The following is a 13,534-nucleotide window of genomic DNA, read 5'->3' on the forward strand; positions in this document are numbered from 1 at the left end:
AGCGGATAGTGCTCCGCTTGCGGGAAACAAACGTCATATGCGCACTGGTCTCATCCGACCTGCTGGAAATCGCGCAGGACGACGCCTGTATTGTTTGCCGTGCGTTGCCCGTTGTGCATGGACAGGCTGCCATTCACCAACACATGCGCGATGCCCGAGGCATAGCGACGGGGATGCCGCGCCGTGGCGTTGCTGGAAATGGCAGCAGGGTCAAATACACAGATGTCGGCATGATAGCCTTTTTTCAGCTTGCCCCTGCCCTTCAATCCCAGCCGGTCCGCCGGGATACCGGTGATCTTGGCGATGCCCTGTGCAAGGGTCAGAATGCCCCTGTCCCGGACGTAATGTTGCAGGAACCGGGCCGCCCAGCCATAGCCGCTGAGAGAGCCGATATGATCGCTCAGGATGCCGTCATTGGCGATGGCGACGGTGTCCGAGATCACGGCGCATTCCGACTGCTGCAGGCAAAGGTCGATATCCGTGTTCAGAAAGCTCTTTGAAGACCACATCGTGGCCATCATGTTCTCGCCCTCCTCGAGCAGGATATCGAGAACCGCGTCGTAAGGATCAACGCCGCGCATGCGGCCAATTTCGTCAAAGCTTGCGCCAACAAGGTCTTTGTTTTCCGTGGCGTTCAGCAGGATGATGTCTTTCCACTGCCGCGCTTTGACGATCAGCCACATCGGCTTGGGGTTTGCCTTGATCCGTTCGCGTGCCTCGGGATCGGCCAGCCGTTTCAGCACGTCGTCTATGCCACCCGCCTGCGCCCATTTCGGCAGGATCGCCGCCATCAGCGTATGGTTCCAGTCATGCGGGATCACGTCGAATGCGATGTCGCCATCATGGGTGCGCGCGATGTCAATCATCTCGAGTGTGTGTTCCATGGCGTGGCTGGGTGCGCCGAATTTCGGCTGGATGTGGCTGATCTGAAGCCGCGCGCCCGCTTGGCGCGCTGTGCTCATCGCCTCGGTGAACCCCAGATCATATTCGGTGTCGCGGTTGCGCACATGGGTGGCGTAGAGCCTGCCGTATTTCGCGGCCACTTCCACCATCGGGACAAGGTGGTCCGGGGCCGCCAGAATGCCGGGGAAATATTCAAGGCCCGATGAAAAGCCCCCTGCCCCTTCCTCCATGCATTGATCAACAAGCTTGGCCATCTTCGCCACATCGTCGGGTTCCCCGGCGTGCAGTTCACCACCCAGAATAGCCCGGTGGATGGTGCCATGGCCGACAAAGGCCACCACGTTCACGCCAAGATCGGTGTCATCCAGAACGTCGAGATACTCACCAAATCCCAGCCATTTGCGATGCTTGGCCTTTTCCGTAAACCAAGGCGAGACCTGTCGGATGGCATCATGCGAACAGACCGGCGCACAGGATATGCCGCATTGGCCAATCACCTCGGTTGTCACACCCTGATGCACCTGACTTTCGGCCCGACCATCGGCGATCAGGGTAAAGTCCGAGTGCGTGTGCATGTCGATGAACCCCGGAGAGACGGCAAGGCCGGAGACGTCGATCACCTTGGTCCCGGTGTCGTCGTTGATCTCTCCGACCTCGACGATCATGCCGTCCTTGATGCCGACATCCGTGACTTTGCCCGCCGCCCCGGTGCCGTCAAACACCTCGCCACCTTTCAGGATCAGATCGAACATCGGGCTACCTCACGGATGCGGGTCCATAAACCCAATTGGGCAGGAACAGGGTTAATTCCGGGAACAGGATCAGGATGATCAAGCCAACGATATAGGCCCCGATGAACGGCAGCACCGCGACCGAGATCCGTTCGAGGGAAATTTTCGAGATGCGCGATGCGATGGTCAGGTTTGCGCCCAAAGGCGGTGTCAGAAAGCCGATCTCGCAGGTGATCACGGTGAAGATGCCAAATAGCACAGGGTCGATGCCCAGCGACACCACCAGCGGCAGGAACACGGCTGTGAAAAGCACGATCTGCGCGAGGCTTTCCATGAAAGTGCCAATGAAGATGTAGAAAATACCGATCAGTATCAGGACAAGGAACGGGCTTGTGGTGATCGACGTGATGCCGGCCTGCACGGCGGCGGGCACATCGTAGAAAGCGGTCAACTGGCCAAAGGCAAGCGTTGGGGTCAGAAGGATCAGGATGCCTGTCAGCAAAGCGGTGAAGCGCAACGCCTCAAGCACTTTGCGCAGGGTCAGTTCGCGGTAGATAAACAGGCCGACGAACAGAGCGTAGAACACGGCGACGCCAGCCGCTTCGGTTGGGGTGAAGATGCCACCATAGATGCCGCCCAGGATCAGCACTGGCGCGCCGATGGACCATTTGCCCTCCCACGCGGCTTTGAGAAACGGGCCCCATGTGAACGGATCACCACCGCCGCCATATCCGCGCCGACGGGCGATGAGGTAGGTGGTCATCATCAGAAGCGTCGTCACGATGAAGCCGGGGATGATCCCCGCCAGAAACAGGCGCGGGATCGAGGTTTCCGAGACCAGACCATAGATGATCATCAGGTTCGATGGCGGGATCAGGCTGCCCAGCGCGCCCGCGCTTGCCGTGATGGCAGCGGCGAAGGGCACGTCATAGCCCTCTTTCTTCATCGCTGGGACCGTGGCCGATCCGATCGCAGCCGTCGTCGCCGGGCCAGACCCGGACAACGCGCCAAAAAGCATGCAGGCGAACACCGTCACCAGCCCCATCGACCCGCGATACGCCCCCACCAGCTTGGTGGCGATGCCGATCATGCGGGTTGCCATACCGCCGGTTTCCATCAAACGCCCGGCCAGCACGAACAATGGAATGGTCAGCAGCGGAAACGGCGTGAGGCTGTTATACCCTGTCTGCGCCAAGAGCGTGTATGGGATGTCGATCAGGAACAGCGCCAAGGCTGTAGTAAGCCCAACGGCGGCAAACAACGGCACACCGATCAGCGTCAGAACGACAAACGCGATGGCGAGGATAGTCAGCTCGTTCAAAACAAATGCTCCTCGTCCGGAGCATCGCCATCTTCAACCAGCATTCCGGGCAGCCCATGCGCCCCGTCGCGATACCACAATACATACGTCTGGATCAGCCGGGCCAGCATCAGGCTGTAGCCGATCACCAGAATGGTCTGCGGGTAGAACTCGTTGATCCCGAGGCTCGGGCTGCGCGAAGGGAATTTCCAAAGGACGGTGAGGTACTCCCAACTGACCCGGATCATGATGATGCTGAAGGCGGCCCAGGCTAGGTCTGCCATATAGATCGTATAGCGGCCCATGCGCGTGGGCAGAGCTTGAACCGCGACCAGAATACGAATGTGGAACCGTTCGCGGACGCACAGTGACGCGCCCAGATAAACCGCCCAGACCATGCAGATCGCGGCGGTTTCTTCGGTCCAGTGCAGGGCCACTTCGAACACGTAGCGCGCCAGAACCTGCGAGATCACCGCCACCGCGATGACGGCCAGCGCAATGCAGCACAACGCCTCTTCAAAGTGTTTTTCGAGCCATCGCAGAACGGCCATGACCTGCCCCCAGTCGGTATTGGGCGAGAGCATGTTTCGGCTCTCGCCTTTGGTGCTTATTGCGCTGCGGCGTTGATCATGTTGACGAGAGCGACAAACTCTTCCCCACGCTCGGCTGCGACGGCTTGCTGAACCTTTTGGGCAGCCGCGATAAAGTCTGCCCGATCCGGGTCAGTGCGGGTCATGCCGCCTTCAGTGGCAAGCCACTGGCGGACTTCTTCGGTTTCGGTGCGCACCTCTTCGCTGAACTTGTTTCCTGCATCAATGGCAGCGCGCATGATTTGTTCGCGCTGTTCATCGCTCAGACGGTCCATGAAGCTCGACGACGCAAAGAGCGGTGCCATCGATACGAAATGCTCAAGAATGACGAGGTTCGGCATGAATTCGTAAAAGCTCATGTCGCGAATGAAGGATGTGCCATTGTCACCGCCATCCACCGTGCCGGTCTGCAACGCGGTTGGGGTTTCGGACCACGCAAGCGGCACAGGAATCGCACCGAACGCCTCGAATGTCTGGAGCATCACGGCATTGTTCGGTGTGCGGATTTTCAAACCCTGCATATCCGCCATCGTGTTCACCGGGCGGACCGAGTTGTAGAAATCACGGTAGAGCGCCGGACCAAAGCTCAGAAGGTGCACACCGGTGTCTTCCAAAAGCTGCGATTTGATGAAATCGCCCACTTCCCCATCCACCACGCGAGCGAGGTGATCGGTGTTCTGGAAGATATAGGGCAGCACGGTCACATCCATCAGCGGCCAGTGCGGCGAGACGTTGTTGGCGGTGATGAAGAAGCCGTCCACCGTGCCCAACTGCATGGCGCGGAAGCCTTCGTCTTCGGTTGCGACCTGATTGCAGCAGCGCAAGCGGACATCAACCGCGCCGTTGGTGTATTGCTCGGCCAGTTCCTCGAAGATCGCGCCAAAGCGGCCATAGAGCGAATCTTCAGGGGCGCCGAAGCCCACGTTCATCGTGATGTCCTGCGCCGAAACCGCCGCGGTCGACATTGCCAGCGCCACGACCGCGCCCAGTGTTCTTGTGTGAAGTCCCATGTTCATTCTCCTTGTTGTCCAACTGGTTTTTTCTCTCAACTTGGCATGGCGATCTGAATCTGCCTAGGCCGAATTGCAAAAAGCCGGGTCCTTTCATCGCACTGCAAGGCGCTTTGCCGACAGGGATTGCCCCGGCCTTGTGGCGCAAAACGATTTGCGCGCCGTGGTTTCTGCGTTACGCCTTGGGCAGCAAACGCGAGAGGTTCCATGTCTGACATCACTGTTTTTCAAGCAAAAACGATCCTGACCATGGACCCCACAATGCCCAGCGCCACCCATGTCGCGGTGCGCGATGGGCGCATTCTGGCCATCGGCGATGCGACCTGCGCCGACCAATGGGGAGCTGTGACACAGGACTCGTCACTTTGCGATGCAGTGCTGATGCCGGGCTTTGTGGAAGGCCACGCACATATGATGGCGGGCGCGATCTGGGAGTTTGCCTATACCGGTTATCACGACCGGATCGACCCCGAAGGTCGCCTTTGGACAGGGTTGTCCTCGCTTGAGGATGTCGTTGCGCGTCTGTCCGAGATCGAAGCCACGCTCACTCCGGGTGCACCGCTGATCGGTTGGGGGTTCGACCCGATCTTTCTGCGGGATGAACGCCTCAGCCGCGCCCATCTTGACAGGGTCTCGACCGAACGGCCCATCGCCATCCTGTTTTCGAACTTCCACTTGATGTGCGTGAATTCCGCCGCGCTTGACTTGGTTGGCTATTCCGAGGCGACCAACGTGGAAGGCGTTGTCAAAGGCCGCGATGGCGCGCCAACTGGCGAGTTGCAGGAAATGGCCGCGATGTTCCCGATCATGCGGCGGTTGGGGATCGACTTTCGTGCCTTGTCACAAAAGCAAAGCGCAATCCGGTCCTATGCACAGGTGGCCACTCGGGCGGGTGTCACGACGGTGACTGACCTGTTTTCTCAGCTTGAGGACGAAGACCTCGACGTAATGTTTTCCGTCACCGGCGAGACCGATTTTCCATTGCGCATCGTGCCCGCGCTTGCGGCCAGCGGTGATCCTGCAACCCTCGCAACACGCGCCTTGGGACTGAAGGCGAAATCCACCAACAAAGTCCGTCTTGGCGCGGTCAAGCTGATGACCGACGGCTCGATCCAGGGATGGACCGCGCGGGTCAAATGGCCCGGTTATGTTGGTGGACAACCAAATGGCATCTGGAACATGGCCCCTGAGCAGATCTATGCGACCTGTGCCGCGCTCCATGCCGCCGGGGTGCAGATGCACATCCATGTCAATGGGGATGAGGCGTCCGAAGTGGTGATTGACGCCTTGGCCGCCGCAATGCGCCAAGCGTCTTGGCCCGACCACGGGCATGTGCTCCAACACGGGCAGATGATGGATGGTGCGCAATTCCAGCGCTGTGCCGACCTCGGCATTTCGGTCAATCTCTTCGCCAACCATCTTTGGTACTTCGGCGATCAGCACGTCGCATTGACCATTGGCAGAGATCGGGCAAACCGCATGGATGCCGTGCGCTCCGCTTTGGATGCGGGTCTGACGGTCGGTATACATTCGGACGCGCCCGTCACCCCACTGGGCCCGCTGTTCACCGCATGGTGCGCCGTCAACCGTCAGACGATGACCGGCAAAGTGCTGGGTGCATCGCAGCGTATCTCGGTACCAGAGGCGCTTTATGCCATCACGATGGGCGCGGCAAAAACCCTGAAACTGGACGGCGAGATCGGCTCGATCTCTGTCGGAAAACGTGCCGATTTTGCCATTCTTGGGTCGAACCCGCTTGAGGTAGACCCCACCACTCTGAAAGACATCCCCGTACTTGGAACGGTTTTTGGCGGTCGGGCGACACTGGTATGACCCCGCTGCCGATGACCGTGATTTCAGGCTACCTTGGCGCCGGAAAAACCACGTTCATCAATCAGTTGCTGGCCGCAGATCATGGATTGAAGCTGATGATCCTCGTCAATGATTTCGGTGCCATCAACATCGACGCAGCATTGCTAGCCTCGAAAGACGAAGACACCATCGCCCTGACCAATGGCTGCGTGTGCTGCACCATGGGATCGGACCTGTTTCTTGCGCTCGGCGACGCGCTGGACCGCCACCCGCGCCCCGACCATCTCATCGTCGAAGCCAGTGGCGTTGCAGACCCCGCACGCATCGCCAACGCGGCCCGCGCTGAGCCCGACATGCGCTACGCCGGGATCGTGACGCTGGTCGATGGCGAGGCTTTCGACGGCTTGTCCAACGATCCCCTGATCGGCCCGCAGGTGCGCAACCAAGTCTCTCGGGCGGATCTTGTGGTCATCACAAAACAGGTGCCGCACGCATTAGAGGCAGGTTTGGCCGAACTCACACATGCGCCGATTCTGCGAGACCCGAACAGCGCTGCCGTCTTGAACCTTGTGTTGTCAGACCCGGCACCGGCGACTTTGACCGACAGCGTCACCCAGCATCCCGACTACACGGCATGGGTCAGCCAAGAGGTCACTGGCATAGACAAGGCAGCATTGCACAAAGCACTGACCCACCGACCATCCGGCCTTTTCCGTGTGAAAGGCACAATTGTCGACAGCGCTGGCGACGCGTGGGTCGTGCAAGTCGTCGGTCAGAACATCGACATCACCCGGACCACTGCCTCGGATTTGCCCACGCTTGTCGGCATCGGTCCTCGCAGTCGCGTTGACCTGACTGAGGTCGAGGCCTGGTGGTCTTCGGTGAGGACCCTTGAGACCTGAAGCGCGAACCGATCTGGTGGTTGACGCGACAATTACCCAAGCGGCAAACGTCAGACAGCTCTGGGCTGAAGGTCGTCGCCCAAGGCACTGATAGCGGGGCGAATTTCCGAAAAATCCGCCCCGATCCCGGCTGTTGCCCCCGGTTCAGGCCAACAAGATATCGGCCATGCGTTCCCCGATCACCACTGTTGATGCCATCGTGTTGCCAGTCGCGACTCTGGGCATGACCGAGGCATCGGCGATGGAAAGCCCCTCGATCCCGTGAACCGCCAATCGGCCATCCACAACCGACATCTCGTCGCGGCCCATCTTGCAGGTGCAGCTTTGGTGGAAATAGGTGCCCGCGGCGTTGCGTGCGAATTCTCGCAACTCCGCTCCCGAGATCGGTCCGGGCATCACTTCGCGCTTGACGAATTCCGACAATGCAGCGGAATTGCCGATCTCGCGGCACAGCTCGATGCAGCTTTCGAGTGCCACCAAATCCGCTTCTTCGCGCAGGAATGCACCATCAATGGCAACCGCATCACCAACATCAGCACCGGTCAGCCTGACCTCTCCGCGCGAAACCGGGCGCACGATGCCGGGTGCGATGGTCCAGGTCCCCGCAGGGATATCGTAGGTGGAGCCATGCACCTCGGAGGCGTAGGGCACCTCGATCTGGAAGGGTTGCAGATCCGGGGTGTCCAGCGCGCTGTCGGATTTCCAGAAGAACGTCGCCTCGGCGGCCGAATTCTGCGGCGGCAGCGGTGTGACATATTCCCAGACGCAGCCTGCCGCCAGGATGTGATCCTGGAAGTTCTGTCCAACACCGGGCAGGTCATGACGCACCTCGACCCCATGTTCACGCAGATGCTCCGCCGGGCCGACACCCGATTGCATCAGGATCTTCGGAGAGTTGATTGCGCCCGCCGAAAGAATGACCCGGCTGTCCGCCATGACGCTGTGAACCTCACCATCCTTCTCGAAGGTCACCCCCGTGACGCGCGTCCCGTCCATCGTCAGGCGATGCACCAGTGCGCCGGTCAAAAGGGTGATATTGGGCCGCGCCAGCGTTTCCCACAGGTAGTCCGACGGAATGTTACGGCGCATCCCATCCTTGATCCGTACATTGGCCAGTGCCGCGCCGCCCTCGCCTTCCATCATTTCGCCGTTCATATCGGCATAGGCCGGGATGCCGACACTTTCACAGGCCTGCAAGAATGCGGGCGCGATCGGGTTGGGGTTCTGCACTTCCTGAACGAAGAGCCGCCCGCCGCTGCCCCGGCGCGCTGCATCTGCAGGACCCTGCCAATCCTCGATCCGCTTGTAGATCTCGAGTACATTGGCGTAATTCCAGTTCTCGTCGCCGGTCTCGTCCGCCCAGAAGTCGAAGTCATTCTTGTGACCACGTGCCCAGATCATCACGTTGATCGAGGAACCGCCACCCACGACCTTGCCCATCGGCAGGATCAGAGAACGACCATTGACCGCATCCGAGGGCTCGGCGCTGTAATTCCAGTCCCGCTCGGAGCGGATGTTGGTGCCCCACATGAGCGGGTTGAGAACTGCGTCAAGCTGGTCGGTGCCGCCCGCCTCGAGGACAAGAACGCGCGCATCGCTTTCAGCGGCCAGCCGCCCTGCGACCACTGCCCCACCTGAGCCCGAGCCGATTACGATGTAATCATAGGATCCCGCCAAAGCGCGCGCATTGTAGCGTTGGGTGATCGCCGCATCGCCCAACGTTTGGGCCCAGGCCTGCGCGCTGCCAAGTGTCGCCCCCGCCGCGACGGCCATCTGGATAAAGGCCCTTCGCCCGATCCTTCCATGGACTAGCCCCGCTTGCAGGGCCATCAATCTGTCGCCCTGTTCGAGAGCCTTGGAAAACAATTTCATCGCGCACTCCTCCCCGAGTGATTTTGTGAACTCGAGGGATTCAGGCAGGACGCGCTGCCAATATGTGCAAAATAATGCTTAACCCAAATCAAGGCCTGTTTGAGGCTGCACTCTTATTTTACCGCAATAGCACGGATTAAATCCATGCACGCCGTACCTTCCCCCGGCCAACTCAGCATGACCCAAGTATCGATTCGGCACAATAATGCATAATTTTGGATTAACCTGCCCTCGGCAGTCCGAGCGCCAGCGCGGTCTCCTGTTCCACGCCGATGCTTATCGTGAAGAGTCCACTTCCGTTTCATCGTCGGGCAAGGTTCCGCATGGCGGTGCCGGCAAGCCGGACACCTGGCGCGCCCAGCGGATGGCAAAGTGCACAGGGGCCGCCGTTGGTTTTCATGGGCCCGGCGTCGTCAGGCAGACCCAAGAGCCGAGTGACCGAAAGGGTCTGAGCGGCCCATGCGCATTACCGGACGATGGCGGCAACACCCCAACGACAGCGCCTTGAATGACCTTGCGCCTGCACGTCGCTAACGGCCACATCAAACACTCCCGACCGAGCATTCCAGCCCTTGATCGACGCCGGGCGACCCAAGTCGCACATGAGCCACCCCGTCGGAGCAAACATCGGCATACTGTCTGACTGCCGCTCCGCGCTTTCGTCCCAGCTGCACCCTATTGCGATTGATCAACGGTCATGATGCCAGTTGCTCGAAGAGGCGGGCCACGGCTTCTGCACCGGGGTCTACGTGACCTTGAAGTTGATCGGCGTTGATGTAGGACGCACGCCCCGCTTTGGCCCGCGTGATTGTCGCGGTATGGTCCGCGCCTTTTCGTGCAGCCGTCGCGGCTTTGGCAAGGTCGCTTGCATCCAGTTCGTCCAGCGCCGGTTTCAGTGCGTCTACCATCGTGCGGTCGCCCAGTTGCGCGCCGCCGATCCGTTGCATCCGATCCAGACCTTCTTTCAGCGCTGCAACCATGCTGAGTCCGCTGGACGCTGCATCACCTGCCGCAGTGAAGAAGATCGCCAGAAGAACGCCGGACGACCCGCCCATCGTCTGTGTCAGTTCCTGACCGATTGCCCGGAAAAGCTGGGTATGATCGGCCAAGGGCAACCGGTCGAGTGCGCCAATCAAGGCGCGCGCGGCGCCTGCCAGCGTAGAGCCCGTGTCGCCATCCCCGGATTTCGCGTCCAGCGCATTCAGGTCTGCCTCGGCAGCGATCAGGATCTGGCAGCAGCGCGTCAGGAAGTCGGCCGTGGCCTTGTGCTGGGACGGGATCGGCTGGATCGGACGCAAACCGTCGGGAAGTTCAACGGTACGTACGGGTTTGATCGCTTTGCAACCCGGCCAAGCCGAGGGAGCGCAGGGTGCGCTGAGCCAGGCATGATCTTCGGCCTTTAGCGGAAAGACCGATACGGAGAAGCCGCGCATGTCCAGCGATGTCATCATCGCTGCCGGACCGACAATCAGCTTGAGGTTCTTTCCGATGGAGGATTTCACCAAGTCATTGGCAAGGATGGACATTTCCAATTCAGAGGCCCCGCCAAGATTGTTCAACAGGACGACATGGGGAACAGGATCCATCACCGCGGCCAATTTGGCCGTCACAGCCGCCATCGCCTGTTCGGCATTGTGATAGTCGACCTGAAGCACGCCTGCTTCGCCATGAATGCCAAGGCCAAGCTCGGCTTTGCCTGCACCAATGCGCTGTTCTTTCGGTGAGCCGGGCACCGTGCAGGTGTCCAGCGACATACCGATTGATTTCGTGCCCTTGATCACGCGTTCGGCCACGGTCGTGATATCGTCGAGCGACGCGCCGCTTTCGGCCATGGCACCGGCGATCTTGTGAACGAACAGCGTTCCCGCAACGCCACGCGGCTGTGGCAGGTCGGGAAGCGCGATGTCATCATCGACGATCACCATGTTGACCTTCAGGCCGAAAGCGCGCGCGCGTTCCGCAGCCAGCCCGAAATTCAGCCGGTCTCCGGTGTAGTTCTTGACGATCAGCAAGCAACCTGCCGGGCCGGTGACGGAGAGGATGCCCGCCAGCACTGCATCGACAGAAGGCGATGCGAAGACATCGCCGCAGACCGCGGCTGTCAACATGCCCTCGCCTACGAAACCGGCATGGGCTGGTTCGTGGCCGGACCCGCCACCCGAGACCAACGCGACTTTGGACTTGTCCCAATCCGCACGCAGCACAACCCGAATATGCGGATAGCCGTCCAGCCGGGCAAGATCGCCGCCTGAAGACTGGAGCAGGCCGTCAATGGCCTCTATGACCGTGGTTTCCTTGTTATTGATGAATTGGGCCATGATATCCTCCCTCAGGCCAGTCGCCCGCCGATGGCGTCGAAGTAGAATGGATTATTGGGGCGAATTTTGACGATATCGCCCGATTTCAGGGTCGTATGGGCTTCAGTGACTGTCACGATTTCATGTGACTTGAAGCTCAGATGAAGGCGGGTCTGGTCGCCCAGATGTTCGACACGGGCAACGATGCTATCCTCCCCCTCGCCTTGCACGATCTGCTCGGGACGCAGGCCGATGCTTTTCGCCTTTGCCGGAGCACCGGCAAACACGTCTGCCGGCAGCACATTGATGCGCGGCTGGCCAAGACGGCTGGCCGCATAGATGCTGACCGGGTCTTCGTAGATCTGGCGCGGCGTGCCGAACTGCACCAGTCGGCCCTTGTCCAGAACGCCCACGTGGGTCGCCATGGTCATGGCTTCGATCTGGTCGTGTGTGACGTAAAGCAGCGTTGCGCCGCGATCCGCCTGGATCGACTTCAGCTCGATCCGAAGATCCGCCCGCAATTTGGCATCCAGCGAACTCAGCGGCTCATCCATCAGATAAACCGCCGGGTTGCGCACCAAGGCCCGGCCAATCGACACGCGCTGCATCTCACCGCCCGACAGGGCGGTCGCCTTGTTCTCTAGCTTGTGAGAGATTTGCAGGACTTCCGCGATCTCGCCGACCTTGCGATCAATCTCGGCCTGAGGGGTCTTCAGGATCGGAGATCTCAGCGGAAATTCGAGGTTCTGCCGGACAGTCAAGTGCGGATAAAGCGAATACTGCTGGAACACCATCGCCACGTCACGCTGAGCGGGTGACAACCCGGCCATGTCGCGCCCACCGATGCTCACCTGCCCACGGTCGGGTTTGTCCAACCCGGACACCATGCGCAACGTCGTTGTTTTTCCCGCCCCGGTCGGACCCAGCAGAACAACAAAAGAGCCATCGGGCACCGTCATCGATACATCTTCGAGGGCGACATTCGTGCCAAAGGACTTGGTGACGCCTGTCAGGGTTACCTCAGCCATGGATCAGCACTCCTTCATTGGCGCGGGACCGCAGGGCGCGCCCCTGCGCGTTCTCGAACAGAGTGACGGTACGGGCATCGAACGACAGCCCCGTGGTCTGGCCTTCGGTGATCTTGTCAGAGCTGGCCACCCGCGCCTTGAGTACACCGTTCGGGGTGTCGAGCGTCACGATCTGCGTGGTTCCAAGGTATTCGGTTGCCACGATCCGCCCTCTGTAGCTGGCATTATCGTCCAGCTTTATGTGCTCCGGCCGCACGCCAAGCGACAAAGCTCCTTCGGCACCGTCGATGCTAGGGGGATCTTGACCGCGACATCCCCCAGATACACCTCGTCCTGTCCTGCGCCTATCCTTCCATTGAAATCGAGGAAGTTCATCGGCGGCGACCCTATGAACTGCGCCACGAATTTGGTGGCAGGCCAGTCGTAGATGTCCTGTGGGACGCCAAATTGCTCGACGACGCCATGGTTCATAACGACGATCTTGTCGCCCATCTGCATGGCCTCAAGCTGATCATGGGTCACGTAGACGGTCGTGGCCCCCATCCGGTCATGCAGGGCGCGGAGCTCTTCGGACATGTGCTCACGAAACTCGGCATCAAGCGCACCAAGCGGTTCGTCCATGAAGAACGCCTTGGGATCACGTACGATCGCCCGGCCCAGCGCAACACGCTGACGGTCGCCACCGGACAGACCGCCTACGGGCCGGTCAAGAATATCGGTGATGCCAAGTATCTCGGCGACCTCACCCACCTTTGCTTTGATCTGCGCGCGCGGCATGCCCTGGCTCTTGAGCGGATAGCTGATGTTGCCGCGCACGTTCATGTGCGGGTACAGCGCGAACATTTGAAAGACGAAGGCGATGTCACGCTGACTTGCCGGTTTCTGGCCGACCTCTTCGCCATCGATGTAGATCTGGCCGCTGGTCGGAAGCTCGAGTCCCGCCATCATCCGCAATGTCGTGGTCTTGCCGCAGCCCGATGGCCCCAGAAGCATGAAGAATTCGCCATCCTCGATGGTAAAGGTCGATGATTGCACCGCTGTGAACGCCCCGAATTCCTTGCGCACGTTCTCAATTCTGATTTGTGCCAT

At 60.1% G+C, this 13,534-nt stretch carries 9 protein-coding genes and 2 pseudogenes; 2 read left to right on the forward strand and 9 right to left on the reverse strand.

What is annotated here, in order from left to right:
- Positions 1-50: 50 nt before the first annotated feature.
- The 4 genes from ACMVPR_RS09635 to ACMVPR_RS09650 are packed head-to-tail and all read right to left on the reverse strand — an operon-like array spanning position 51 to position 4,534.
- Positions 51-1,655, reverse strand: coding sequence for an N-acyl-D-amino-acid deacylase family protein (locus ACMVPR_RS09635; protein ID WP_416882687.1), 1,605 nt, complete (start codon positions 1,653-1,655; stop codon positions 51-53).
- Positions 1,656-1,659: 4 nt separating this feature from the next.
- Positions 1,660-2,955 (reverse strand): TRAP transporter large permease, encoded by a 1,296-nt coding sequence (locus ACMVPR_RS09640; RefSeq protein ID WP_416882688.1) that lies wholly within the window; start codon positions 2,953-2,955, stop codon positions 1,660-1,662.
- Positions 2,952-3,518 carry a TRAP transporter small permease gene (locus ACMVPR_RS09645; RefSeq protein ID WP_416882689.1) on the reverse strand — a complete coding sequence of 189 codons (567 nt, stop codon included), beginning with the start codon at positions 3,516-3,518 and terminating at the stop codon, positions 2,952-2,954. Before ACMVPR_RS09645 ends, ACMVPR_RS09640 begins: the two co-directional genes overlap by 4 nt.
- Before the next feature lie 23 nt (positions 3,519-3,541).
- Positions 3,542-4,534: a TRAP transporter substrate-binding protein gene (locus tag ACMVPR_RS09650; RefSeq protein ID WP_292268070.1), complete on the reverse strand. Its 993-nt coding sequence runs from the start codon at positions 4,532-4,534 to the stop codon at positions 3,542-3,544.
- 207 nt (positions 4,535-4,741) lie between these two features.
- Between ACMVPR_RS09650 and ACMVPR_RS09655 the strand changes: the two genes are divergently transcribed.
- Positions 4,742-6,367: an amidohydrolase gene (locus tag ACMVPR_RS09655; RefSeq protein ID WP_416882690.1), complete on the forward strand. Its 1,626-nt coding sequence runs from the start codon at positions 4,742-4,744 to the stop codon at positions 6,365-6,367.
- On the forward strand, positions 6,364-7,248 hold the full coding sequence (locus ACMVPR_RS09660; RefSeq protein ID WP_416882691.1) for a CobW family GTP-binding protein: 885 nt from the start codon (positions 6,364-6,366) through the stop codon (positions 7,246-7,248). The genes ACMVPR_RS09655 and ACMVPR_RS09660 overlap by 4 nt, the downstream gene beginning before the upstream one ends.
- A 144-nt stretch (positions 7,249-7,392) precedes the next feature.
- Here ACMVPR_RS09660 and ACMVPR_RS09665 read toward each other — a convergent pair whose 3' ends face one another.
- The 5 genes and pseudogenes from ACMVPR_RS09665 to ACMVPR_RS09685 form a co-directional block, all read right to left on the reverse strand.
- A complete protein-coding gene (locus ACMVPR_RS09665) occupies positions 7,393-9,120 on the reverse strand; it encodes a GMC family oxidoreductase (protein WP_416882692.1) in 1,728 nt (575 codons plus the stop codon).
- Between the two features lie 301 nt (positions 9,121-9,421).
- Positions 9,422-9,571 (reverse strand): annotated as a pseudogene (locus ACMVPR_RS09670) (3-oxoadipyl-CoA thiolase); the annotation flags it as partial.
- Between the two features lie 244 nt (positions 9,572-9,815).
- On the reverse strand, positions 9,816-11,438 hold the full coding sequence (locus ACMVPR_RS09675) for a dihydroxyacetone kinase subunit DhaK (RefSeq protein WP_300587649.1): 1,623 nt from the start codon (positions 11,436-11,438) through the stop codon (positions 9,816-9,818).
- Between the two features lie 11 nt (positions 11,439-11,449).
- Positions 11,450-12,445, reverse strand: coding sequence for an ABC transporter ATP-binding protein (locus ACMVPR_RS09680; protein ID WP_300587652.1), 996 nt, complete (start codon positions 12,443-12,445; stop codon positions 11,450-11,452).
- Positions 12,438-13,534, reverse strand: a pseudogene (locus ACMVPR_RS09685) (ABC transporter ATP-binding protein). Before ACMVPR_RS09685 ends, ACMVPR_RS09680 begins: the two are co-directional and overlap by 8 nt.

Source organism: Marivita sp. (genome assembly GCF_048006345.1).
In the GTDB taxonomy this organism is placed as follows: domain Bacteria; phylum Pseudomonadota; class Alphaproteobacteria; order Rhodobacterales; family Rhodobacteraceae; genus Marivita.

Excerpts from the sequence above, each read along its gene's own strand:
- ACMVPR_RS09635 (WP_416882687.1), bottom strand. The coding sequence starts at position 1,655 with ATGTTCGATCTGATCCTGAAAGGTGGCGAGGTGTTTGACGGCACCGGG.
- ACMVPR_RS09645 (WP_416882689.1), bottom strand. The coding sequence starts at position 3,518 with ATGCTCTCGCCCAATACCGACTGGGGGCAGGTCATGGCCGTTCTGCGA.
- ACMVPR_RS09650 (WP_292268070.1), bottom strand. The coding sequence starts at position 4,534 with ATGGGACTTCACACAAGAACACTGGGCGCGGTCGTGGCGCTGGCAATG.
- ACMVPR_RS09655 (WP_416882690.1), top strand. The coding sequence starts at position 4,742 with ATGTCTGACATCACTGTTTTTCAAGCAAAAACGATCCTGACCATGGAC.
- ACMVPR_RS09660 (WP_416882691.1), top strand. The coding sequence starts at position 6,364 with ATGACCCCGCTGCCGATGACCGTGATTTCAGGCTACCTTGGCGCCGGA.
- ACMVPR_RS09665 (WP_416882692.1), bottom strand. The coding sequence starts at position 9,120 with ATGAAATTGTTTTCCAAGGCTCTCGAACAGGGCGACAGATTGATGGCC.
- ACMVPR_RS09675 (WP_300587649.1), bottom strand. The coding sequence starts at position 11,438 with ATGGCCCAATTCATCAATAACAAGGAAACCACGGTCATAGAGGCCATT.
- ACMVPR_RS09680 (WP_300587652.1), bottom strand. The coding sequence starts at position 12,445 with ATGGCTGAGGTAACCCTGACAGGCGTCACCAAGTCCTTTGGCACGAAT.